Source organism: Pseudoxanthomonas sp. P4_B2 (assembly GCF_056402315.1).
Window position 1 is genome coordinate 603,276 of record NZ_JBFUHQ010000002.1, and the last position, 21,969, is coordinate 625,244.

Genomic DNA, 21,969 nt, shown 5'->3' on the forward strand with positions numbered 1-21,969 from the left:
TGCGAAGCAGGGGAGGGTTGCACTTGATCTTGCTTCTGCTTTGCTGCGGAATAGTCAACCAAGATAAAAAGCCAAGGCAGGACGCCATGGATGCACTTCGCCAAAGAGCACGCAAGCTCCGTAACTCGGCCACGGACGCCGAGCGCCACCTCTGGCAGCATCTCCGACTGAAACAACTGGGTCGCTTCAAGTTCAGAAGACAAGTTCCGATAGCGGGCTATATTGCTGACTTCCTATGCCACGAGTTGAAGTTGATCGTGGAATTGGATGGCGGTCAGCATGCCGAACAATCTGCGTACGATAAGCAGAGGACTCTTGTGTTGGAAGCTGAAGGTTATCGAGTCTTACGGTACTGGAATGACGATGTGTTACTGCGGACTTCCTATGTGCTTGAGGATATTCTGAGGACTTTGGAATTGACCCATAGCAAAAGCAAGATCAAAGGCACCCCTCCTCAATCCTCCCCTGCGCTTCGCGCAAGGGAGGAGGCTGACAGCAACAGCAACAGCAACAGCAACAGCAACAGCAACAGCAACAGCAACAGCAACAGCGAAGGCAACGACTAATGAAGATTCTGGTCACCGGCGGTGGTGGTTTCCTCGGACAGGCGCTATGCCGCGGCCTGATCGACCGCGGCCATCGGGTCATCAGTTTCAACCGTGGCCATTATCCGGCGTTGGCCGCGCTCGGCGTTGGCCAAGTGCAGGGCGATCTGGCCGACGCGCATGCGCTGATCCATGCGGCCGATGGGGTGGATGCGATATTTCACAACGCAGCCAAGGCCGGTGCGTGGGGTAGCTATAAAAGTTACTACTCGGCCAACGTGATCGGCACGCAGAACGTGCTCGATGCCTGCCGCACGCACGGGATCGGCAAGCTGGTCTACACCTCCACGCCCAGCGTCACCCATCGCGCTACCCATCCGGTCGAAGGCGGCACTGCCGATAACGTGCCGTATGGCGAGGACTTCCAAGCGCCTTATGCCGAGACCAAGGCCATCGCCGAGAAAGCGGTACTCGCCGCGAACAGCGCTGCGCTCGCTACCATCGCCCTACGCCCGCGCCTGATCTGGGGTCCGGGCGACCAGCAAATTCTGCCGCGCCTGATCGAACGCGCCAAAGCCGGACGCCTGCGCATCGTCGGCGATGGCAGCAATCGCGTCGACACCACTTATATCGACAATGCCGCACAGGCGCACTTCGACGCGTTCGAGCATCTCGCGGTCGGTGCGGCCTGTGCGGGCCGGGCTTACTTCATTTCCAACGGCGAACCCAAGCCGATGGGCGAATTGCTCAACGCGCTGCTGGAGGCCGCCGGCGCACCACACGTGGAAAAGCATCTCTCATTCAAGGCCGCCTATCGCATCGGCATGGTGTGCGAGACGCTGTGGAAAATATTGCCGCTGAAAGGCGAACCGCCGATGACGCGCTTTCTCGCCGAGCAACTCAGCACCGCGCACTGGTACGACATGGCGCCTGCCACGCGCGACTTCGGCTATCGGCCGCGGGTGAGCTTTGACGAGGGCCTCACAAGGCTGAAGCGCGCGTTGAAATAAAGGCGCCGCCATCACCTGAAAGCAACCTTTGCCTGCCGATGATAATCGTGTCGCCAATCCGGCGCGTCGATCAACGGAGGACACCATGCTGAACTACGCCATCATCTTTCTAGTCATCGCGGTCATTGCCGCCGTGCTCGGCTTCAGCGGCATCGCTGGCGCCGCCAGCAACATCGCCTGGATCCTGTTCGTCGTGTTCCTGATCCTGGCGGCGGTTACGTTCTTCCGCAAACGCGTCTGAGCCATTCGCGAGGGGCGGCCGTGGCGCGTCCTGCTTGACGACGCGCCACGGCCTGCCGCGCCAGCCGGTTAGAATGCCGGCATGGCGACTTCTCCTTTCGACTCCCTCAAACCGCTGGCGGGCCGTGCGCTCGAAGCTGCGCTCAACCGCGCCCTGGCGCTGGATCCCGACACGCGCGAGGCGTTGAAGCCGCTGGATGGCCGCAAGATCGCGCTCTCCCTTGAGGCCCCCGCACTGGCATTGCAGATCGACGTAGTCGGCGAGCGCCTGCGAGTGGGGCCGGTCGAGTCGTCGCAAGAGCCCGACTTGGCCGTGCGCAGCACTCTGGGCGGTTTGTTGGCGCAGCTTCCGGCTTTTATGGGAAATGCGCTGCGTAAGGACAACGCCGTGCCAGTCGGACGCGTGCGCGTTTCGGGAGATGCGGAACTCGCCCGTCGCCTGCAAACTCTGGCCGAGCGTTTCGATCCGGATTGGCAGCAGCCGTTCGTTGCCGTGTTCGGCGAAATCGTCGGCGTGCAGATCGCCCACGCCGCGCGTGGCGCATTGCGCCAGCTGCGCAGTGTGGGCGGGAACCTGGCCCAGAACGCGGCCGAGTTCGTCACCGAGGAATCGCGCGATGTGGTCGGTCGCGCCGAACTCAATGCCTTTCACGACGATGTCGATGCCTTGCGCGACGATGTGGAGCGTCTGCAGGCCAAGGTAGACCGCTTGCGTGGGAGCGTTGCGTGAGGGCCGCGCTGCGTGCGAGCAAGATCGGACGCGTGCTGCTGCGCTATCGGCTGGACGACCTGTTCGAAGACACGCCGGCTGAGCGCTGGTTGAAACTGGCGCGCCCGTTCGTGCCGCGCGCGTCTGCTTCCATCGCCGCGCAGTCGCGCGGCGCGCGTCTGCGTCTGGCGTTGCAGGAGCTCGGCCCGATCTTCGTCAAGTTCGGACAAATCCTGTCCACTCGCCGCGACCTGGTGCCGCCAGACGTGGCCGACGAGCTGTCGCAGCTTCAGGATCGGGTCAAGCCGTTCGACGGCGAAACCGCACGCACCATCGTGGAACAGGCATTGGGATTGCCGATCGGAGAGGCGTTCGAGACCTTCGACACCACTCCGCTGGCTTCCGCTTCCATCGCCCAGGTGCATGCGGCGACGCTGGCGGGCGGGCGCGAAGTGGTAGTGAAAGTGCTGCGCCCGAAGATCGAGAAGCAGATCGCCGCCGATATCTCCTTGCTCAGCTCGATCGCCGCACTGGTGGATCGCGCGCACCCCAGCGCCGACAAGATCCGCCCACGCGAGATCGTCGCCGAGATCGAGACCACGCTGGCCGCCGAACTCGACCTGCAGCGCGAGGGGGGCAACGCCAGCGTGATGCGGCGCATGTGGCTGGATTCGGACGACCTGTACGTGCCCGAGATCGTCTGGAGCCACACCGCCGAGCGCGCGCTGACCATGGAGCGGGTGCGCGGCATTCCGTCCGACGACATCGCCGCGCTCGATGCCGCCGGTATCGACCGCAAGGCGCTGGCGGCCAAGGGCGTGCGCGTGTTCTACACGCAGGTGTTCCGCGACAACTTCTTCCACGCCGATGCGCACGCAGGCAACATCTGGGTCGACGACGATCCGGCGCGCAAAGCCAATCCACGCTTCATCGCGCTGGACTTCGGCATCATGGGCCAGCTGTCGCAAGAAGATCAGTACTATCTGGCCGAGAATTTCATGGCCATCTTCAATAAGGATTACCGGCGCATCGCCGAACTGCACGTGGAAGCGGGCTGGATGCCGGCCACGGTGCGCATCGACGAGCTGGAAGCGGCGGCGCGTTCGGTGTGCGAGCCGTATTTCACCCGTCCGCTTTCGGAAATTTCTCTGGCCGAAGTGCTGGTGAAGCTGTTCCGCACCGCGCAGAAGTACGAGCTGACCCTGCAGCCGCAGCTGATCCTGCTGCAGAAGACCTTGCTCAACATCGAAGGCGTCGGCCGCCAACTGGATCCGCAGCTCGACATTTGGGCCGTGGCCAAGCCGGTGCTGGAACGCATCCTGTTGGAGCGCTACAGCCCGCAGCGCGCCGTGCAGGAACTGCGTAAGCGGTTGCCGGAAATCATGACCCATGCGCCCGACATGCCGCGGCTGGTGCACGCCTGGCTGAAGCAGCAGGTGGAAGGCAAGCACGAGCTCGCGTTGCGTTCGCGCGATCTCAACGAGCTGGCCCAGACCATGAAGGGCATGCAACGGCGCATCGTCGCCGCGATCCTGGGCACCGGCCTGTTGATCGTCGCGGCAGTGCTATACGGCTTCGAAGCCGGTGGGCCAAGCCTCATGTCGGTCCCCGCCTCGTCCTGGATCGCCGGTATCGGCGGTCTTTGGGCCTTGTTGGCGGCGTGGCCGCGACGCTGATCGTTTGCCAAGGCTAAGCAGCGGGACGCTCTGCCGGCAACGGAAAATCACCGTTACCTCCGTACCATGGGTATAGCATTGCCCACCCCGTCCGATGGGATCATAGCGATGACCCAGGCGTCCTTCGAGATCGTGTTTTCCGCGCATTCGTTCGGGTTGATGGCGCGGGTCACCGGCGAGGCCACATTCGAGAATACCGTGGCTTATTGGCGCACCATCGTGGCCGAATTGGACAAGCGGCCCTCGTCGGCGCTACTGCTGATCGACGAGATGACCGGCACCCCGTTGTCCGAAGAGCACTGGCGACAGCTGGTCGAAATGATGAAGGGCGGGCCGCTGGAACGGTTGCGGATCGCGCACGTCAAGCCGATGGGGCTGGAACGAATCGAGTATTGCGAGATATTCGCACTGGAAGCCGGCATGCACGCGCGCGTTTTCACCGACCAGACCGAAGCGATCATATGGTTGCGGCATGGCCTGAGCTAGCCGTCGGCGCCGGTCGACGAAGCCTGTAGAAACGAAAGAAGAGGTGCGTTACTTGGCCGTAGCCGGAGTAAGCTGCGCCGCCTTGGCAAAGTCGCCGCATCCAGACCGGAGAACCTGTGCAAGAAACGACCTTGGCGCTGCCGACGCTGTTTTTCGACGAATGGCTGGCGGTGATCGATAAGCCGGCCGGACTGATGGTCCACGACAGCAAGCTCGCGCGCGGCGAAACCGATTTCGCTGCCGATCGTCTGCGCGAGCAGTTCGGCAAGCCGATCTTCCTGATCCACCGGCTGGACCGGGCCACCAGCGGTTGCCTGCTGCTGGCATTCGATCGCGAAACCGCTGGCGCGCTGGGCAAGGCGTTAATGACGCAGGAGGTGGACAAGGAATACCTCGCCGTTTGCCGCGGCTGGCCGCAGGAAACTTTCACCGTCGACCATGCGCTCGATGGCGGACCTGGCAAGCCGGAAAAAAAGCCCGCGGTGACGCATTTCACCCGTTTGGCGACCGGAGAGCTGCCGGTCCCTTCGGCCGGGTTCGAAACCTCCCGCTATGCCCTGTTGCGTTGTGCGCTGGAAACCGGGCGCTTCCGCCAGATCCGCCGGCACCTCAAGCACGCTTTCCATCACATGATCGGCGACACCAGCCATGGCGATGGCCGCCACAATCTGCAGTTCCGGATGCGCGGCGTGCATCGCATGCTGCTGCATGCTTCGCGGCTCTCGTTCACGCACCCGGCCAGCGGCGAACGCATCGCCGCGGCGGCCCCATTGGATGCGGAATTCCGCAAGGCCTACGCCCTATTCGATTGGGACGAAAAAATCTTGTAGGAGCGACGTAAGTCGCGAAACTGAAAGTCCCTGGCCTCGCGACTTACGTCGCTCCTACAAAAGCGGCGATCAGCCCACCTTCAGCGCTGCCAGCACCATCAAGGCGCTAGCGCTGGCGAATCCGACCAGCCACACCAGGCTACGCAGCGCCTGCACATTGGCCAGGTAGAAAACGCCGTGCAGCACGCGTGCGATGACGAAGACGATGGCCAGCAGATTGATGGTGCCGACACCGACGCCGGCCAGTTGCGCCATCAGCACGCCGGCGACGAAGACGGGAAAGGATTCGAAGCCGTTGAGATGCGCGGCATGGGCGCGATTGGAGCGGGGATTGGTCTGTTTGGCCTGCCAGTCGCGCGGATCGCGGTTGTTGTAGCGTTCGCCGGACTTCTTGGCGACCGACACCCACACATAGGGCAGCAGGGCGGCGATCAGGATGCACCAGTAGGCGATGGACATGTTTTTCTCCTCAAGGTTGCGCCATAGCCTAGCCGAAGCATCCGCAAAAAGAGACGGCGCCTTGCGGCGCCGTCTGTGTAGCTCTTCGCCTTGAAGGGGAGCGCTTAAAGCTTCACTTAGCCGGCGTAGCCGCCGGCTTGGCCTTCAACATCGCGTCGCGCGCGCTCTTGAACGGATTGCCGGAATACCAGTTCGGCCAACGCTCGCCGTTGGCTATTTCCAGGCCTACGCCATAGACGGCGGACAGTTCGTCCATGGTGCCGTCCAGCTTCCAGGTCGCTGCGTCGTACTGGTCGCCGGGCTTGTGATAGCGGTTCTCGTTGTAGTCCTTGGCCGCCGCTTCGCCCGCGGCCTTGCCGCCCTCGATCAGATCGTCGCCTGCGTCCACGTATAGCGCCGGTACGCCCGCCTTGGCGAAGTTGAAGTGATCCGAGCGGAAATAACTGCCGGCTTCCGGACGCGATTCCGAATGCAGCGTGCGGCCCTGCTTCTCGGCGATGGGCTTGAGGATATCCTCAAGCTCCGAACTGCCCATGCCGACCACGGTCATGTCGCGAGTCTTGCCGGCAACGCCCATCGCATCGAGATTGATGACGGCAACGGTCTTGTCCAGCGGCACCATCGGGTGCGCCACGTAGTATTTGGAACCCAGCAGGCCCGATTCCTCCAGCGTCACCGCCAGGAACACCACCGAACGCTTGGGCTTGCCGACCTTGGCGAACTGCTCGGCGATCTCCAGGATGCCAGCCACGCCGGTCGCGTTGTCCACGGCGCCGTTGTAGATGTTGTCGCCGGTTTCGTCCGGGTGCTTGCCCAGGTGGTCCCAGTGCGCCATGTACACCACCGCTTCATCGGGCTTCTCGCTGCCAGGCAGGATGCCGACCACGTTGCGCGACTGCTTCTCGGTGCTGGTGCTCTTCAGGTCCACGCTCATCTTCGCCGGCAGCGGCACGGCTTTGAAGCCGCGCTTGTTGGCGTCGGCGCGCAGCTTGTCCAAGTTCAGGCCGGCGTCGGCGAACAGGGCCTTGGCCTGGTCGCCGGTGATCCAGCCCTGCAGCGGCACGCGCGGCGTCGGATCATCGGCTGCGCGCAGGTCGTACTGGGCGCCCGACCAGGAATTCTTCACCACGTCCCAGCCGTACGACGCGCCTTCGGTGTCGTGGATAATCAGCGCGGCGGCGGCGCCTTTGCGTGCGGCTTCTTCGAACTTGTAGGTCCAGCGCCCGTAATAGGTCATGCGCTTGCCTTCGAACAGCGATTCGTCCTTGGCGTGGAAACCCGGGTCATTGACCAGCATCACCACGGTCTTGCCCTTGACGTCGAGGCCGGCGTAATCGTTCCACTTCTGTTCCGGCGCGTCCACGCCGTAACCTACGAACACCAGATCGCTGGCGTCGATCTTCACTTCCGGCTGGCCGGTACGCGTGCCGATCACCATGTCGCTGCCGAACTTCAGCGTGTGCGCCTTGCCCTTGACGTCGATGGTCATCGCCGTGTTTTCGTCGGCGGTGGTTTCCATCATCGGCACGGTCTGGAAATAGCTGTCGCCGTTGCCCGCCTTCAGGCCGATGCGTTCCATCTGCGCCTGGATGTACGCCACTGTCTTGTCTTCGCCGGGCGTGCCGGGGCCGCGGCCTTCGAACTCATCGGAAGCCAGCGTCTTCACCAGTTCGGAGAAGTCGGCCGGATTGATCTCGGAAGAGAAGGCGTGTGCGGGTGCTGCAGGTGCGGCTGGCGCAGCAGGTTCGGGTGCCGTGGTTTCAGGCGTCTCGCGCTTGCAGGCCGACAACGCGGCGAGCAGGGCGAGGGACAATAGAAGAGGGGAGCGCATCCGGGATTCCTCATTTCAGGAACCCCGGATTCTAACGCTTATGGCCCGGCGTGGTCGTGCGCGGGTTGGTCAGTCCTTGGGAGCGGTCGGGCCGTCGAAAGATTGCGCGGTGGCGCCGGTGACCGCGCCGATCTTCGCGCTCTTGTGCACATACAGCTTGACCGGGCGCTCGAAGATCAGGGTGCCTTCCACCACGGCGTTCGGGCCGATGATGATGCGCGGGTCGCGTTTGGGTTCGATGTTGAACATGCCCCGCGACTTCTGCACGCGCAAGCCGCCGCGCACATGCGAATCGACGCCGACGGTGATGTCGCCGCGGACGGTTTCGATGCCGCCGCCGATCTGGGTGGCGACCAGGCCGATCGCGCCGTTCACGGTGGCCACGCCATCCTTCACCTTGCCGCCGCGATCGACGAAGATGCTGCCGTTCACCGTTTCCACGCCGCCATTGACGGTGACGTCACGCTCCAGCTTGATGCCACCGTTGACGGTTTCCAAGCCACCGGTGACGGCCTTATCGTCCACCGCGATGCTGCCGTTGACCGTGCTGGCTTTATCGGTGGTCGCGCCGCCGTTGATGCGGATGCTGCCGTTGACCGTTTCCAGATCGCCATAAGTCTGGCCGGCTTCGGCGGTGATGCTGCCGTTGACCTTGGAGACGTCTTCGGCGGCGAAAGCGGGGCCGGCGCTCAGCGCCACGGCCAGGAACAGTGCGGTGCGTACTCGGGACATGGTTTTTTCCTGTCTGGGTGTGATGGCTGTGATGCGCCGGGCGGGACGAAGGTTTAAACCCTGTCTGGTTGCTTGCGCGTGAGGACAGAGGGCAAGCATCCATTGCACCACGCTTCGCTACAATCCTCACCTGCCTGAAGTCATCGCTGCCCCTCATCGGCCGCCCTTATCGGAGTTCCCCCCGTGTCCGCATCCCCCGCACGCCCCAAGCCCGTCGTCCTGCTGATCCTCGATGGTTGGGGCCACCGCGAAGAAACCGCCGATAACGCGCTGGCGCAGGCCACCCTGCCCAACTGGCAACGCCTGCTGGCCACTGCGCCGCATACGTTGATCCATACCGAAGGCCGCCATGTGGGCCTGCCGGAGGGGCAGATGGGCAATTCCGAGGTGGGGCACATGAACTTGGGCGCGGGCCGTATCGTCTATCAAGATCTGACCCGTATCGATGCGGCGATCGAGGACGGCAGCTTCTTCGAGAATCCGGAACTGGTCGGCGCCTGCGAAGACGCCAAGGCCGACGGCCGCACCCTGCATGTGTTCGGGCTTTTGTCGCCGGGTGGCGTGCACAGCCATCAGACCCACATCTTCGCCATGCTTGAGCTGGCCAAGCGCCAGGGCGCGCCGCGCGTGGCCGTGCATGCGTTCCTCGACGGGCGCGACACGCCGCCGCGTTCGGCCGAAGCCAGTCTGCAGGCATTGCAATCGGTATGCGACCAGCTGGGCAACGCCCATATCGCTACGATCAGTGGCCGCTATTACGCGATGGATCGCGATAAGCGTTGGGACCGCTTGCGCCTGGCCTGGGACGCCATCGTGGAAGCGAACAGCGAACAGCATGCCGCCGACGCGCTATCCGCGCTGCAGTCCGCGTACGCGCGCGGCGAGAACGACGAGTTCGTGCTGCCCACGGTGATCGACGGCGCGCAACCGATGCGCGATGGCGACGCAGTGGTGTTCATGAATTTCCGCGCCGACCGCGCGCGCCAGATCACTGCGGCGTTCGTGTCCCCGGGCTTCGATGGGTTCGAGGCGCGCCGGCCGAAGCTCTCGCGTTTCGTCTGCCTGACCGAATACGACGCCAAACTGCCGGCGGCCGTCGCCTTCGGGCCCGACGATCTGAGCCATACGCTGGGCGAATTGCTGGCCGATGCCGGCCTGAGCCAGCTACGCATAGCCGAAACCGAGAAATACGCGCACGTCACTTTTTTCTTCAGCGGCGGACGCGAAGAGCCTTTCGCTGGCGAGGAACGCATCCTGGTGCCCAGCCCGAAGGTCGCCACATACGATCTGCAACCGGCGATGAGCCTGCCCGAACTCACCGGCAAACTCGTCGAAGCCATCGGTTCCGCGCGCTTCGACGTGATCGTGTGCAACATCGCCAATCCGGACATGGTGGGCCATAGCGGCGATCTGCAGGCGGCGATCCTGGCCGCGCAGGCGGTGGACATTGCGATTGGCGCTGTGGACGCCGCGGTGCATGCGCAACAAGGCGCGCTGATCATCACCGCCGATCACGGCAACCTGGAAATGATGCGCGACCCAGTCACCGGACAACCGCATACCGCGCATACCGTAGGTCCGGTGCCGCTGGTGTATGTCGGCGCCCGTAAGGCGACGCTGCGCGCGGGCGGCGCCTTACGCGATGTGGCGCCGACCCTGCTCGACTTGCTGGGCATGCCGCAGCCTGCGGAAATGACCGGCCGCAGCCTGTTCGACCACGCCGGATGAGGCCTCGTTTCGTCCTGGCCTGTCTTGCGTTGGCGCTCGGCCTGACGGTCGTTGCGCCTTCTCCCGCACAGAGCCAGCGCGAAGCCGAGAAGAAGCTGCAGAAGCTGCGCGGCGAGCTGAAGAGCATCGCCCAAGAACGCCGCAAACTGGAGGACGCACGCGGAGAAGCGGCCCGCAAGCTGCGCGAGGCCGACGAGCAGGTCGGAAAATCCAGTCGCTCCCTCAACGACACCGAAACCGCGCTCAAGCGCGAAGAAGCTGCGCTCGCGCAATTGCAGCAGCAACGAGACGAGATGCGTGCGCGCCTGGACCGACAGCGCCAACAACTGACCGCGCTGGTGCGCGCTTCCTACCAACTGGGTGGCGATGCGCCGTTGAAGGTGTTGCTGTCGCAGGACCGGGTGGCCGATGCGAATCGCGCACTGGCCTACCATCGCTACATACAAAGCGACCGTGCGCAGAAGATCGCAGCGCTCTCCACTGAACTCAAGGCGCTGGATGAGGTGGAACGCGAGATCGCCGCGCGCCGCGCGCAGCTCGATGCCACCCGCAACCAGCAACGCGCCAAGGTCGCCGCGCTGGCGAAGGACCGCAAGACCAATGCCGCGCTGACCGCCGATCTAGACGAGCGCTACAAAGACCGAAGCGCGCGCGAGAAAGCGCTGGGCCAGGATGCGCGTTCGTTGGAAACCCTGCTGGCCAACCTGCGCGCTGCCGCCGCACGCGCCGAGAGGGAGCGCCGCGCCGAAGCCCGTCGATTGGCGGCGCAAGCGGCCGCGGAGAAGAAAGCCGCGGCCGCTTCGCCACGCAGTGCCGGCGATAAAACGGCGACGGCCACGCACACGCCGCGCCCTGCCGTGGCCAATGCGCCAGCGCTGAAAGTCGGTGGCCTGGGCTGGCCGCTGTCGGGCAACCTGCTCGCGCGTTTTGGCGGTCGCATGCCCGACGGACGCACCAGTTCCGGTGTGCTGATCGGTGCGCCGGCCGGCAGCACGGTTACCGCGGTGGCCGACGGCAGCGTGGTGTTTTCCGAATGGATGACCGGCTACGGCCTGATCCTGATCATCGACCACGGCAACGGCTACATGAGCCTGTACGCGCACAACGAAAGCCTGCTGCGCGACGCCGGCGACCGGGTCAAGCGCGGCGACGCGCTGGCCAAGGTCGGCACTTCTGGCGGCCAGGGCACGCCGGCGCTATATTTCGAACTGCGCCGCAATGGCCAACCGGTGGATCCTTCCTCCTGGCTGCAGCGCCGCTGAATCGCCAGGCCTTGGGGAGCGGCGGTTAAACGCGGGTTTACGGCCGCTTCGCGCATAATCGGTGGAAACTTCGCGCACTGGTGCGGGGTCGATCCTTAGAAGCCTCCCCGGAGCGATTGCATGCGTTTCCCCCTGGTCCTGTTGTTCGCTTTGTGCTGCATGCCCGCCTTCGCCCAGGAGACGGAAAAAGAGCCGCCGCTGGCCGCTTCCAGCGACGACCCCGATGCGGCCGAGACCGCGCCTTCGAAAGTGCCGCTGGACGAGATCCGCCGCTACGTCGCGGTGTACAACGCGGTCAAGGACGCCTACGTCGAGCCGGTGGACGACAAGAAGCTGATGCATTCGGCCATCCGCGGCTTGCTGCTGGACCTGGATCCGCACAGCACCTATTTCGACAAGGAAGATGCCGAGGCCTTCGACGAACAGGCCACCGGCGCCTACGACGGCGTGGGCGTGGAGCTGCTGCAGCAGCCCGATAACACCTTGCGCGTGATTGCGCCCATCGACGACACGCCTGCGGCCAAGGCCGGCATCAAGTCTGGCGATGTGATCATCGCCATCGACGGCAAGCCGATCAGCGGCGAAGACGGTATGGAACCCTTGCGCGGCGAGCCGGGTTCGAAGCTCACCCTGACCATCGCGCGCGAAGGCAAGCCGAAACCTTTCGACGTCACCCTGACCCGCGAAACCATCCGCGTCGCTAGCGTGCACAGCCGGGTGCTGGAGCCGGGCTATGGCTACGTGCGCATCAACAGCTTCCAGGCCGACACCGGCGCCGATTTCCAGAGCAACCTGGACAAGCTGCAGGCAAATGGAAAGTTGAAGGGGTTGGTGCTGGACTTACGTAGTAATCCAGGCGGCCTGCTGATTTCTGCGGTGCAGGTGGCCGACGATTTGCTGGCGAAAGGCAACATCGTCAGCACACGCGGACGCATCGCGATCAGCGATTCCAAGTTCGACGCCACGCCTGGCGATCGTCTGCAGGGCGCTCCCCTGGTCGTGCTGGTCGATGCGGGTTCGGCGAGCGCCGCTGAAGTGCTGGCCGGCGCGCTGCGCGACAACAACCGGGCGCGCGTGGTCGGCAGCCGCACTTTCGGCAAAGGCTCGGTGCAGACCGTGCTGCCGCTGGACAACGGCGACTCGGTGAAACTAACCACCGCGCGCTACTACACGCCCAGCGGAAAATCGATCCAGGCCAGCGGCATCGTGCCGGATGTGGTGCTCAAGCCGGACGCGCCCGCGACCAAGGAATCATCCGCTCCCTACGACTACAGCGAAGCCACCTTGCCCGGCCATCTGCGCGGCGACGACGAAGGCGCCGAAGGCTACAGCGCCGGCGACGTGCTGGACGGTGACAAGCCGATCAATGCGGCGCTGGCGGAACTGAAGAAGAAGATTCCGGTCGCGGCACCGACAGCGTCCACCAAGCCCTGAACCGCAATCGGTGGGAGCGGCGGATGTCGCTCCCCCGCTGTATCAGCGCGGCTTGGAAGGCAACGGAAATGGCGTCACCACCCGTTCGCCGCTCTCCGCATCGCGGATCACCGATTGGCCCTTACGTTCCACTTCCTCGATACGCACAATGCTCTGCATCGGCAGATGCAGCACTTTGGTGCCGGCGAACTCATCGCGCAGGCGCTCCTCGGTCGGGTCCACCACTATGCCGTCGTGCACATCGAACACCAGTTCCCCTACCTCGGTGAAACCCCACAGGCTGCTGGCCGCGACATGTCGGCCATACAGTTGGTAGATCTTGCCGTGGTTGAGGAAAGTGATTTTATAGAGGGACTTGGCCATGGACCGATTATAAGAGTCGGTTGTCGGTCGGTGGCTTTTGGCGGGCAAAAGCGGACGGGCGCCACAACGGCCGTTCAGTACCCTTGCCGCTTGCGCAAACGCCGCGCGATCGCCGCGCGCACGAACAGCGCGAACACGATGCCGAACAGGAAACCGGCGATATGCGCCGACCACGCCACCGCGCCGAAGGCGGGACCGATGTAGGCGAAGATCACCTGCAGCAGCGCCCAGATACCGATCAACAGCGATGCGGGCGCCTTCACGAATTCCAGGAACAGCCCCAGCGGCACCACCACGCCCAATTTAGCGCGCGGAAACAGCGCCAGATAAGCGCCGATCACCGCCGAGACCGCCCCGCTCGCACCGATGATCACCCGGTCCGGGGCGCCGATCGCCAACACCGCGGCCAGATTGGAGAAGGCCCCGCCCAGCAGGAAAAGAATCAGGAACCGCCATGGACCCATGGTGCGTTCCGCGGGCAGACCGAAGATCAACAGAAATACCAGATTGCCCAGCAGGTGCGCCCAGTCCGCATGCAGGAACAGGGCGGTGAACAGGCGCAGGGCGCTGCCGTCGCGGATGGCAGCCATCCAGTCCTGAGGCGAGGACAGGCCGCCGGACAAGGCGCCCCAATCCAGCAACAAGCTGTCGTGGGCTGCGACCGGTCGTGTCGCCGCCCACAGGAAAGCCACCCACAGCACCGCGAACAGAACCGGTGTGGCCCAGCGCAGGGCAGGTTTCTTACGCGAAGGGAGGGAAACGAACATGGCGGGAATGTACCCGTTCCTCAAACTGAGCGCTGCCAGTGACTTGCATCACAACCATGAACCCAAGTCTAACCAGCAGGGTCGTGGATTGTTAGCTTTTGGTTATACCCTGAATGTATACTGCATACGGCGTCGTATGTCGGGAGGGGATTCCGGCACGTGGTAGCAGGGCTAATCATTGTCCTCGAACGACGCAGTGAGCTTTTTCCCACGTCCTTCCGGAGCAGAGAAATCATGGAATTCGTAAGCAAAGTAACCCGCATCTCAGCGTTGGCCCTCGGCATCGCCGGCGCCCTCGCTTGTGGCCAGGCCCAGGCCTCGGCTTTCCAGCTGAAAGAAAACAGCGTCAAGGCCCTGGGCCGTGCCACCGCCGGCTCGGCTTCGGCCAAGGGCGACGCCTCGGTCGTGGTCAACAACCCGGCCGTCATGTCCACCTTCACCGAGAAGACGGTGCAGGCCGATCTCACCGCCGTCGACCTGTCGTTCAACTTCAGCGGCGGCGGCACTGCCGCGGCGGGCAGCCCGCTGGCGCGTCCGCTCACCGGCGGCGACGGCGGTAATGCGGGAGGCGTGAGCGTCGTGCCGGCGATGTCCTTCATTCTGCCGCTCAGCGGCAGCTTCGAGGACCTGACCTTGGGCGCCATGATCAGCGCGCCGTTCGGCCTGAAGACCGACTACGAAAGCGACTGGGTCGGTCGTTACCACGCGCTGGAATCGGACGTGAAGCTGGTCGACCTGACCCTGGCCGCTTCGCTTGCACTGGGCGACCATTTGTCGGTCGGCGCTGGTTTGGTCTATGAGCGCGCCGATGTGACCCTGTCCAACGCAGTCGATTTCGGTTCGGCCATCTGCCGCATCAACATCGCCGCCTGCATCACCCCCAGCCCGGCGACTGCTCCGTATGGTCCGCAGAAGAATGATGGTCTGGCCAAGATCCACGGTACCAACAATGGCCTGGGCTGGATCGTCGGCCTGAACTTCCGCCCGACCGACAACCTGTCGCTCGGTTACTCGCACCGTTCGGAAATCGACCACGATCTGCGCGGCACGGCCGAATTCACCGTTCCGGGCAATGTGCGCGCGCTGCTCGGCAACGCGGTGTTCCTGCCGACCGACGGCGGCGGCGCCAAGCTCACCACGCCGAGCATCGACATTTTCAGCGGCACCTGGCAGACCAACGAACGTCTGGCGCTGATGGCCGAAGTGGCGCGCACCGACTGGCATTCGCTGCAGGAAATCCGCATCGAATTCGACAACCCGCTGCAGGCCGATTCGGCCGAAAACTACAACTGGAAGGACAGCTGGTTCTATTCGGTCGGCGGCGAGTACGCGTTCAGCGACAAGTTCACCTTCCGTGCCGGCGTGGCCCGCGACGACTCCCCGATCAGCCGTCCGCACCGCACCCCGCGCATGCCCGATCAGGACCGCATGTGGTATTCGCTGGGCCTGACCTGGAAGGCGACCGAAAACTTCGAACTGAGCGCCAGCTACGTCAAGATCGACCTGGTCGATACGCCGGAAGTGGATCTGCTGTCTTCCAGCGGTTCGCGCCTGGTGGGCGAATACGACGGCGGCGCCGATCTGTACGGCGTCTCCGCGCAGTACCGCTTCTGATCGCAACGGCATCGCATCAAGAAAAACCCCGCTACGGCGGGGTTTTTTTATGCGGCGATCTCTCTCATGTATGCAGGCGCATCTGCACCTGATTGCGCCCCAGCCGCTTGGCCTCGTACAGGGCCTGGTCGGCGATCCGCATCAGCGCCGGAAATACCTGCGGTTCGCGGGAAGCGCCCACGCCCGCACTGACCGTCACCCTCACTTTTACCAGCGAATCGCGCGCGGTGAACTCCAGCGCCGCCACTTCGATGCGGATGCGTTCGGCCATGTGCCGCGCGCTTTCGGCGCTGCTGTCGGGCAGCACCACCACGAATTCCTCGCCGCCGATCCGCGCGAACAGATCGTCGCTGCGGATGCAGGCGCGCACGGTATCGGAGAAGCCCTGCAGCACTTCGTCGCCGGTTTCGTGGCCATGCACGTCGTTGATGATCTTGAAGTGGTCCAGGTCCATCGCGATCACGGCCAGACCCTTGCCGATGGGGACGGCATCCACATGCGTACGCAATTCGCTGCTCAAGCCGCGCCGGTTGAGGGCGCCGGTCAGCGGGTCGAACAATGCGCTCAGCCGTAGGGATTCGCTGGCGCGGAAACTGGTCAGCATGAGCATGCAGAAATTGAGCAGGAACCAGATCGAGAGATCCAAGTTGACCCAGGCATCGTTAGGGCCGTACTGACTGGCGAACGCATGCAGCAGGTCCTGTGCGTACAACATCAGCAGTACCGCGCAACCCAGCATCATCATGCGTGCGGGCACGCGGTCGGGCGCGGTGTTGAGATGGCGCAGCTGCGCGATCACCAGCGACAGCACCAGCACTTCGGTGGCGCTCATGGCCGCGCCCTGCGCATCCACCGTGCCCCAGAACCACCAACCCGCCAGCGACAGACCCAGGCACAGCGGCATCAGCGCCCATTCGTAGGCGCGCAACGGACGTTGGCCGACGAACTGCATCATCGACCAGGCCAGGCCTACCAGTCCCGCACAGGCCAGAAGGCCGCCGAGGCCCGCGGTCCAGTACGCCGAATGCCATTCGCCCGAGCGTTCAAGTTCCTGGGTGGTGCCGTCGAGCATGGCGGCGCCCAACGAATACACCAAATGGGCCGCGCCCCACAGAGCGATGCCGCGCAGACCGCGCGAAATTCGTTCCAGGTACCAGAACAGGCCCAGTAACACGACCGCAAGACCGCAGTCGCTCAGCAGCAGGTTGTAGAAGTCGGTGGTCATTGCCGCCGATAGTATCGGCGGTTATGGCTAACCGTCAGTGCTGCGCCGATATCGACCCGCAAGCCGCCCAATGCGGCCAAGCAGATTCGCGGCCTTAGTCGCCCAGGGTCAGCAGCGAGGCGTTGCCGCCTGCCGCCGTGGTGTTCACGGTGACGGTCTTCTCGGTGGCGAAACGGGGCAGATAGTGCGGACCGCCGGCCTTGGGACCGGTGCCCGACAGACCCTGGCCGCCGAACGGCTGCACGCCGACCACCGCGCCGATCTGATTGCGGTTGACGTAGACATTGCCCACCTTCACCCGTGCCGCGATGCGGTCGATGGTTTCGTCGATGCGCGAATGCACGCCCAGGGTCAGGCCGTAACCGGTGGCGTTGATGGCGTCGATGACCTTGTCCAACTCCTCGCCCTTCCAGCGCACCACGTGCAGCGCCGGGCCGAAGACTTCCTTGTGCAGCTGATCCAGCGAATGCAGCTCCCAGGCGCCGGGCGCGAAGTAGGTGCCGTGAGCGACGGAAGCATCCGTATGCGCGCGCTTGATTGGTTTCGCTTCCCGGTCCATGCGCGCGGCATGGTCTTCCAGCAGCTTCAAGGCATCGGCGTCGATCACCGGACCCACATCAGTGGAAAGCAGGCCGGGATCGCCGACCTTCAATTCGTCCATCGCCCCGGCCAGCATGCTAATCACCTTGTCGGCGATGTCTTCCTGCACGAACAGCACGCGCGCGGCCGAGCAGCGTTGTCCTGCGGAGGTGAAAGCCGAACCGATCGCGTCCTTGACCAGTTGTTCCGGCAATGCGGAGGAGTCGGCGATGAAGGCGTTCTGGCCGCCGGTCTCGGCGATCAGAACCCCGATGGCCGCGTCGCGCGCGGCCATCGCGCGGTTGATCGCGCGCGCGGTGTCGGTGGAACCGGTGAAGGCGACGCCCGCCACGCGCGGATCCTGGGTCAGCGCCGCGCCGACCACAGCGCCGTCGCCGGGCAGGAACTGGACCACGTTTTCCGGCACCCCGGCTTCGTGCAGCAGCTTCACCGCGGCGTGGCCGATCAGATTGGTCTGCTCGGCCGGCTTGGCGATCACGCTGTTGCCAGCGGCCAGCGCCGCGGCGACCTGGCCCAGGAAGATGGCCAGCGGGAAATTCCATGGACTAATGCAGACGAACACGCCGCGTCCGTGCAGTTGCAGTTCGTTGGATTCGCCGGTCGGTCCGGGCAGGCGTTCGGGCGCGCCGAACTGCGCGCGCGCCTGCGCTGCGTAGTAACGCAGGAAGTCGACCGCCTCGCGCACCTCGGCCACGCCGTCGGGGATGGTCTTGCCGGCTTCCTTCACGCATAACGCGATGTATTCGGGCATGCGCGCTTCCAACAAGCTGGCAGCGTGTTCCAGGATCGTCGCGCGGCCGGCGGCCGGCGTGCGGTCCCAGCCCGGTTGCGCGGCGACCGCGTTCTGCAGGGCTTTTTCGACGATGGCGCTGTCGGCCGCATGCCATTCGCCGATGGTCTGGCGGCGGTCGGCGGGGTTGGTCACCGGCAGCGCGCGGGTGGACAGCACTGCGCCGGGCACCAGCGGCGCGGCGCGCCAACCGTGCGGACCGGCCTGGTCGAAGGCGGCGTTGACCTGCTCGGCGAGCGCGCGCAGGTCCTGATCGTTGGCGAGGTTGGCGCCCATGGAATTCTTCCTGTTGGTGCTCAGGCTCGGCGCCTGGTTCTGAAAAAGTTGCGCCGGCAGCGGGATGCGTGGGTGCGGAATGGAGTCGAACGCGGACACAGTTTCCACCGGGTCGCGGATCAGATCTTCGATGGCGACGTTTTCATCGGTGATGCGGTTGACGAAGCTGGAGTTGGCGCCGTTCTCCAGCAGGCGTCGGACCAGGTACGGCAACAGATCTTCGTGCGAACCCACCGGTGCGTACACGCGGCAAGGGACGCCCAGGCGGTCGGCGGGAATCACTTCGGCGTAGAGATCGTCGCCCATGCCGTGGAGTTTTTGGAATTCGAAGTGCGGCTTCCCTTCTCCCTCCGGGAGAAGGTGCCCGTAGGGCGGATGAGGGCGTGGACTCTCCGCTTGCGATGCAGTTTCCGTGGGCTGGAATTCTCCCGCCCTCATCCGCCCCTTCGGGGCACCTTCTCCCGGTGGGAGAAGGGAAAGGGCGCGAATCGCGGCAATCGTCTGCGCATTGTGGGTAGCGAACATCGGATACAAGGCATCGATGTTGGCGAACAGGCGCCGCGCATTGGCCAGATACGACACATCGGTATTGGGCTTGCGCGTGAACACCGGATAGCCCGGATGTCCTTCCACCTGAGCGCGTTTGACTTCCGCATCCCAGTACGCGCCCTTGACCAGGCGCACCGGCATGCGCCGGCCGACGCGTCGGGCCAGGTCGGCGAGGAAGTCGATCACATACGGCGTGCGCTTCTGATAGGCCTGCACGGCCAGGCCATAGCCTTCCCAGCCGTCCAGCGATTTGTCCGAGAAAGTGGCTTCGATCAGGTCCAGCGAAAGTTCCAGGCGGTCGGCTTCTTCGGCGTCGATGGTGAAACCGATGCCGTAGGACTTGGCCAACTGCGCCAGCTCCAGGATGCCCGGGGCCAGTTCGGCCATGACCCGGGCGCGCTTGGCATGTTCGTAGCGCGGATGCAGCGCGGACAGCTTGATCGAGATGCTGGGGGCGGCGAAGACATCGGCGAAGGGCCCCGTCTTTCCTATCGCATGGATTGCCTTGCGATAGGCCTCCAGGTAGCGTGCGGCATCTTTCGAAGTCAGCGCGCCTTCGCCCAGCATGTCGAACGAATAACGGTAGTTGGCGTTGTCGCCCTTGCGCGAACGGGTCAGCGCCTCGGCGATCGTCCGCCCCATCACGAACTGGTGGCCCATGATGCGCATGGCCTGGCGCACGGCCAGGCGGATGACCGGTTCGCCCACGCGGCCGACCAGGCGCTTGAACGCGCCGCGCACATCATGGCGGGTCAGGTCGTTCAGGCTGACCAGCTTGCCGGTCAGCATCAGCCCCCAGGTCGAGGCGTTGACCAGCACCGAGTCGCTTTCGCCCATGTGCTTGCGCCAGTCGGCGTCGCCCAGCTTGTCGCGGATCAGCTTGTCGGCGGTGTCCTGGTCGGGGATGCGCAGCAGCGCCTCGGCCACGCACATCAGCAGCACGCCTTCCTCGCTGCCCAGGTCGTACTGGCGCATGAAAGCCTCGATGGCGCCCTGATCCTGCGCGCGGGCGCGGACCCGGCTCACCAGATCGGCGGCGAGCGCTTGAGCCTTGGCCTGGTCTTCGGCGGGCAGGCGGGCCTGCTCCAGTAATTCGCGCACATGTTCAGTTTCGTCGCGCATCCAGGCCGCGGTAATAGCGCGGCGCAGGGGCGTCGGTTCGCCCGGCAGTTCGGAGGACAGGATCGGTGCGTCGGCGGCGGGGCCGCTGGCGGCTTGGGGAATGGCGGTCATGAGGCCCGCAGAGTACGTGTCGGAGCCGCCTAGTGTAGTGCGTGGCGAACCTGCGAGAACCCCCTTCGGCTTGCCGCAATGCGGCACGGGAGCTACCATTTAGTGGTTTTCCGCGACAGCTACGGCGCGGTGGCGACATGATCGAAGTGGTTCCGTCTTTCCCGGTTGGGCATGGCGCGCAGCTCAGCCTGCGACCGCCCCGGGCGTTGACGGCCCACCAGTTCAGGGCGCTGTTCGCCGTGCTGGCCGGGACGATGTGGTTGGTGGCCAGCGCAGGCTGGCTCGCCGGCAATGTGTTCGCGCCGGCCTTCGCGCTGCTGCACAGCGCGATCGTGGCGGCAGCGCTGCGTTGGTTGTGGCGCAGCGGCGAACGCGGCGAATGCATCACCATCGATCCGGAGGTGGTGGAGGTCAGCCGCAGCGCCGGAAACGGGGCCGAGGCACAGCCGATATTCCGGGCGCATCCCTATTGGGTGCGTCTGCGTATCGAAGAGGAAGGCGAAAGGATTTCGCTGGTTTCCAGCGGCAGGCGGGTCGAGGTGGGCAACTTCCTCGGACCGGCCGAACGCCGGGAGCTGGCAAGGCAGTTGCAGGATTTACTGGCGGCGGCAAGCCGCTACCGATGACGCACAAGGGTCTAGGCAATGACGCAAGCGAAAGGTTTCTTCAAGCGGGTCACGCGGTCTTTGGGTGCGGCCTGCGCATTGTTGCTGGCGCCGGCTCTGGCCTGGGCGCAATCGGCCGATCCCAAACCCTGGCAGCTCAACATGGGCAGGGGCGTCACCACGTCCGCGCAGCACGCCTACGACGCGCACATGGTGGCGCTGTGGGTCTGCGTGGTGATCGGCATCATCGTGTTCGGCGCCATGGCCTACGCCATGGTCAAGTTCCGCCATTCCAAGGGCGCAGTCGCGGCGCAGTTCAGCCATAACACCACCGCCGAAATCATCTGGACGGTGATCCCGATCCTGATCCTGATCGTGATGGCCTGGCCGGCCACGGCCAAACTGATCGCCATGTACGACACCCGCGATTCCGAGATGACGGTGAAGATCACCGGCTACCAGTGGATGTGGAAATACGAATACCTGGGCCAGGATGTCGTGTTCACCAGCCGCCTGGACCGTGAATCCAACCGCATCCGCCAGAGCGGCACGCGGCCAACGGTGGCGGCCAATCCGCACTACCTGCTCGATGTCGACAACCAGCTGGTGTTGCCGGTCAACACCAAGATCCGTTTCGTCATCACCGCCGACGACGTGATCCACGCGTGGTGGGTGCCGGCGCTGGGCTGGAAGCAGGACGCCATTCCGGGAATCATCAACGAGGCCTGGACCGACATCCAGACCCCCGGCATCTATCGCGGCCAGTGCGCCGAACTGTGCGGCAAGGACCACGGCTTCATGCCGATCGTGGTGCGCGCGGTGTCGAAGGAAGAATTCAAGCAGTGGATCGCGTCGCGTAAGCCGGCCGCGCCTGCGCCTGCGGCCACCCCTGCTGCTGCGCCGGTAGAAGCCGCACCTGTCGAGGCTGCGCCCGCCGCCGCACCGGTCGAAGCCGCTCCCGCCCCCGAACCCGCCAAGGCTTGATCGCGTCGAACCGACGCTGAT

General features: G+C 64.5%; 19 protein-coding genes and 1 pseudogene. 13 read left to right on the forward strand and 7 right to left on the reverse strand.

All coding sequences use genetic code 11. The annotated features are described in order from the left end of the window. The first annotated feature begins 23 nt into the window (after window positions 1-23). The 7 genes from AC1DTQ_RS07210 (at window position 24) to AC1DTQ_RS07240 (ending at window position 5,496) form a co-directional block, all read left to right on the forward strand. Window positions 24-566 (forward strand): endonuclease domain-containing protein, encoded by a 543-nt coding sequence (locus AC1DTQ_RS07210; protein WP_477848832.1) that lies wholly within the window; start codon window positions 24-26, stop codon window positions 564-566. Further along, complete coding sequence (gene oleD, locus AC1DTQ_RS07215; RefSeq protein ID WP_477848833.1) at window positions 566-1,555, forward strand: 2-alkyl-3-oxoalkanoate reductase; 990 nt, start codon at window positions 566-568, stop codon at window positions 1,553-1,555. Before AC1DTQ_RS07210 ends, oleD begins: the two co-directional genes overlap by 1 nt. An 85-nt stretch (window positions 1,556-1,640) precedes the next feature. Next, window positions 1,641-1,796: a DUF1328 domain-containing protein gene (locus AC1DTQ_RS07220; protein WP_477848834.1), complete on the forward strand. Its 156-nt coding sequence runs from the start codon at window positions 1,641-1,643 to the stop codon at window positions 1,794-1,796. A gap of 81 nt (window positions 1,797-1,877) precedes the next feature. Continuing rightward, window positions 1,878-2,525: a ubiquinone biosynthesis accessory factor UbiJ gene (locus AC1DTQ_RS07225; RefSeq protein WP_477848835.1), complete on the forward strand. Its 648-nt coding sequence runs from the start codon at window positions 1,878-1,880 to the stop codon at window positions 2,523-2,525. Then, window positions 2,522-4,180 carry a ubiquinone biosynthesis regulatory protein kinase UbiB gene (ubiB, locus tag AC1DTQ_RS07230; protein WP_477848836.1) on the forward strand — a complete coding sequence of 553 codons (1,659 nt, stop codon included), beginning with the start codon at window positions 2,522-2,524 and terminating at the stop codon, window positions 4,178-4,180. The genes AC1DTQ_RS07225 and ubiB overlap by 4 nt, the downstream gene beginning before the upstream one ends. A gap of 108 nt (window positions 4,181-4,288) precedes the next feature. Then, window positions 4,289-4,666 carry a hypothetical protein gene (locus AC1DTQ_RS07235; RefSeq protein ID WP_477848837.1) on the forward strand — a complete coding sequence of 126 codons (378 nt, stop codon included), beginning with the start codon at window positions 4,289-4,291 and terminating at the stop codon, window positions 4,664-4,666. A 116-nt stretch (window positions 4,667-4,782) separates the two neighbouring features. Continuing rightward, on the forward strand, window positions 4,783-5,496 hold the full coding sequence (locus AC1DTQ_RS07240) for a pseudouridine synthase (protein ID WP_477848838.1): 714 nt from the start codon (window positions 4,783-4,785) through the stop codon (window positions 5,494-5,496). A gap of 69 nt (window positions 5,497-5,565) precedes the next feature. Here AC1DTQ_RS07240 and AC1DTQ_RS07245 read toward each other — a convergent pair whose 3' ends face one another. From AC1DTQ_RS07245 to AC1DTQ_RS07255, 3 genes are all read right to left on the reverse strand, one after another. Then, window positions 5,566-5,955: an MAPEG family protein gene (locus tag AC1DTQ_RS07245; protein WP_477848839.1), complete on the reverse strand. Its 390-nt coding sequence runs from the start codon at window positions 5,953-5,955 to the stop codon at window positions 5,566-5,568. A gap of 112 nt (window positions 5,956-6,067) precedes the next feature. After that, entirely contained in the window at window positions 6,068-7,786 is a 1,719-nt protein-coding gene (locus AC1DTQ_RS07250; protein WP_477848840.1) for a M28 family metallopeptidase, read from the reverse strand. 69 nt (window positions 7,787-7,855) lie between these two features. Then, window positions 7,856-8,518 (reverse strand): DUF4097 family beta strand repeat-containing protein, encoded by a 663-nt coding sequence (locus tag AC1DTQ_RS07255; RefSeq protein ID WP_477848841.1) that lies wholly within the window; start codon window positions 8,516-8,518, stop codon window positions 7,856-7,858. A 183-nt stretch (window positions 8,519-8,701) separates the two neighbouring features. Between AC1DTQ_RS07255 and gpmI the strand changes: the two genes are divergently transcribed. From gpmI to AC1DTQ_RS07270, 3 genes and pseudogenes are all read left to right on the forward strand, one after another. Next, window positions 8,702-10,246, forward strand: coding sequence for a 2,3-bisphosphoglycerate-independent phosphoglycerate mutase (gene gpmI / locus AC1DTQ_RS07260; protein ID WP_477848842.1), 1,545 nt, complete (start codon window positions 8,702-8,704; stop codon window positions 10,244-10,246). Beyond that, on the forward strand, window positions 10,243-11,508 hold the full coding sequence (locus tag AC1DTQ_RS07265; protein ID WP_477848843.1) for a murein hydrolase activator EnvC family protein: 1,266 nt from the start codon (window positions 10,243-10,245) through the stop codon (window positions 11,506-11,508). Before gpmI ends, AC1DTQ_RS07265 begins: the two co-directional genes overlap by 4 nt. A gap of 120 nt (window positions 11,509-11,628) precedes the next feature. Then, window positions 11,629-12,936: pseudogene (locus AC1DTQ_RS07270) on the forward strand (S41 family peptidase); the annotation flags it as partial. A 48-nt stretch (window positions 12,937-12,984) separates the two neighbouring features. Here AC1DTQ_RS07270 and AC1DTQ_RS07275 read toward each other — a convergent pair. Both AC1DTQ_RS07275 and AC1DTQ_RS07280 read right to left on the reverse strand, forming a co-directional pair. Beyond that, entirely contained in the window at window positions 12,985-13,305 is a 321-nt protein-coding gene (locus AC1DTQ_RS07275) for a DUF1820 family protein (RefSeq protein WP_477848844.1), read from the reverse strand. 74 nt (window positions 13,306-13,379) lie between these two features. Then, the gene (locus AC1DTQ_RS07280) at window positions 13,380-14,072 is read right to left on the reverse strand and encodes a rhomboid family intramembrane serine protease (protein ID WP_477848845.1); all 693 of its coding nucleotides are present in this window, start codon (window positions 14,070-14,072) and stop codon (window positions 13,380-13,382) included. 234 nt (window positions 14,073-14,306) lie between these two features. Here AC1DTQ_RS07280 and AC1DTQ_RS07285 point away from each other — a divergent pair, with 234 nt between their 5' ends. Beyond that, window positions 14,307-15,686, forward strand: a complete 1,380-nt coding sequence (locus tag AC1DTQ_RS07285; RefSeq protein WP_477848846.1) for an OmpP1/FadL family transporter — start codon at window positions 14,307-14,309, stop codon at window positions 15,684-15,686. Between the two features lie 64 nt (window positions 15,687-15,750). On the opposite strand, the gene AC1DTQ_RS07290 is transcribed toward AC1DTQ_RS07285, so the two are convergent. Both AC1DTQ_RS07290 and putA read right to left on the reverse strand, forming a co-directional pair. Beyond that, window positions 15,751-16,911 (reverse strand): GGDEF domain-containing protein, encoded by a 1,161-nt coding sequence (locus AC1DTQ_RS07290; RefSeq protein ID WP_477848847.1) that lies wholly within the window; start codon window positions 16,909-16,911, stop codon window positions 15,751-15,753. 94 nt (window positions 16,912-17,005) lie between these two features. After that, window positions 17,006-20,359, reverse strand: a complete 3,354-nt coding sequence (putA, locus tag AC1DTQ_RS07295; protein ID WP_477848848.1) for a bifunctional proline dehydrogenase/L-glutamate gamma-semialdehyde dehydrogenase PutA — start codon at window positions 20,357-20,359, stop codon at window positions 17,006-17,008. Window positions 20,360-20,496: 137 nt separating this feature from the next. Here putA and AC1DTQ_RS07300 point away from each other — a divergent pair, with 137 nt between their 5' ends. Both AC1DTQ_RS07300 and coxB read left to right on the forward strand, forming a co-directional pair. Further along, entirely contained in the window at window positions 20,497-20,985 is a 489-nt protein-coding gene (locus AC1DTQ_RS07300; RefSeq protein WP_477848849.1) for a DUF2244 domain-containing protein, read from the forward strand. Between the two features lie 18 nt (window positions 20,986-21,003). Then, window positions 21,004-21,948: a cytochrome c oxidase subunit II gene (coxB, locus tag AC1DTQ_RS07305; RefSeq protein ID WP_477848850.1), complete on the forward strand. Its 945-nt coding sequence runs from the start codon at window positions 21,004-21,006 to the stop codon at window positions 21,946-21,948. The last annotated feature ends 21 nt before the right edge of the window (window positions 21,949-21,969 follow it).

Coding starts and splice junctions, on each gene's coding strand:
- AC1DTQ_RS07275 (WP_477848844.1), bottom strand. CDS start 13,305: ATGGCCAAGTCCCTCTATAAAATCACTTTCCTCAACCACGGCAAGATC.
- AC1DTQ_RS07255 (WP_477848841.1), bottom strand. CDS start 8,518: ATGTCCCGAGTACGCACCGCACTGTTCCTGGCCGTGGCGCTGAGCGCC.
- oleD (WP_477848833.1), top strand. CDS start 566: ATGAAGATTCTGGTCACCGGCGGTGGTGGTTTCCTCGGACAGGCGCTA.
- AC1DTQ_RS07225 (WP_477848835.1), top strand. CDS start 1,878: ATGGCGACTTCTCCTTTCGACTCCCTCAAACCGCTGGCGGGCCGTGCG.
- AC1DTQ_RS07285 (WP_477848846.1), top strand. CDS start 14,307: ATGGAATTCGTAAGCAAAGTAACCCGCATCTCAGCGTTGGCCCTCGGC.
- AC1DTQ_RS07280 (WP_477848845.1), bottom strand. CDS start 14,072: ATGTTCGTTTCCCTCCCTTCGCGTAAGAAACCTGCCCTGCGCTGGGCC.
- AC1DTQ_RS07235 (WP_477848837.1), top strand. CDS start 4,289: ATGACCCAGGCGTCCTTCGAGATCGTGTTTTCCGCGCATTCGTTCGGG.
- AC1DTQ_RS07245 (WP_477848839.1), bottom strand. CDS start 5,955: ATGTCCATCGCCTACTGGTGCATCCTGATCGCCGCCCTGCTGCCCTAT.
- putA (WP_477848848.1), bottom strand. CDS start 20,359: ATGACCGCCATTCCCCAAGCCGCCAGCGGCCCCGCCGCCGACGCACCG.
- AC1DTQ_RS07300 (WP_477848849.1), top strand. CDS start 20,497: ATGATCGAAGTGGTTCCGTCTTTCCCGGTTGGGCATGGCGCGCAGCTC.
- AC1DTQ_RS07265 (WP_477848843.1), top strand. CDS start 10,243: ATGAGGCCTCGTTTCGTCCTGGCCTGTCTTGCGTTGGCGCTCGGCCTG.
- AC1DTQ_RS07250 (WP_477848840.1), bottom strand. CDS start 7,786: ATGCGCTCCCCTCTTCTATTGTCCCTCGCCCTGCTCGCCGCGTTGTCG.
- coxB (WP_477848850.1), top strand. CDS start 21,004: ATGACGCAAGCGAAAGGTTTCTTCAAGCGGGTCACGCGGTCTTTGGGT.
- AC1DTQ_RS07290 (WP_477848847.1), bottom strand. CDS start 16,911: ATGACCACCGACTTCTACAACCTGCTGCTGAGCGACTGCGGTCTTGCG.
- AC1DTQ_RS07220 (WP_477848834.1), top strand. CDS start 1,641: ATGCTGAACTACGCCATCATCTTTCTAGTCATCGCGGTCATTGCCGCC.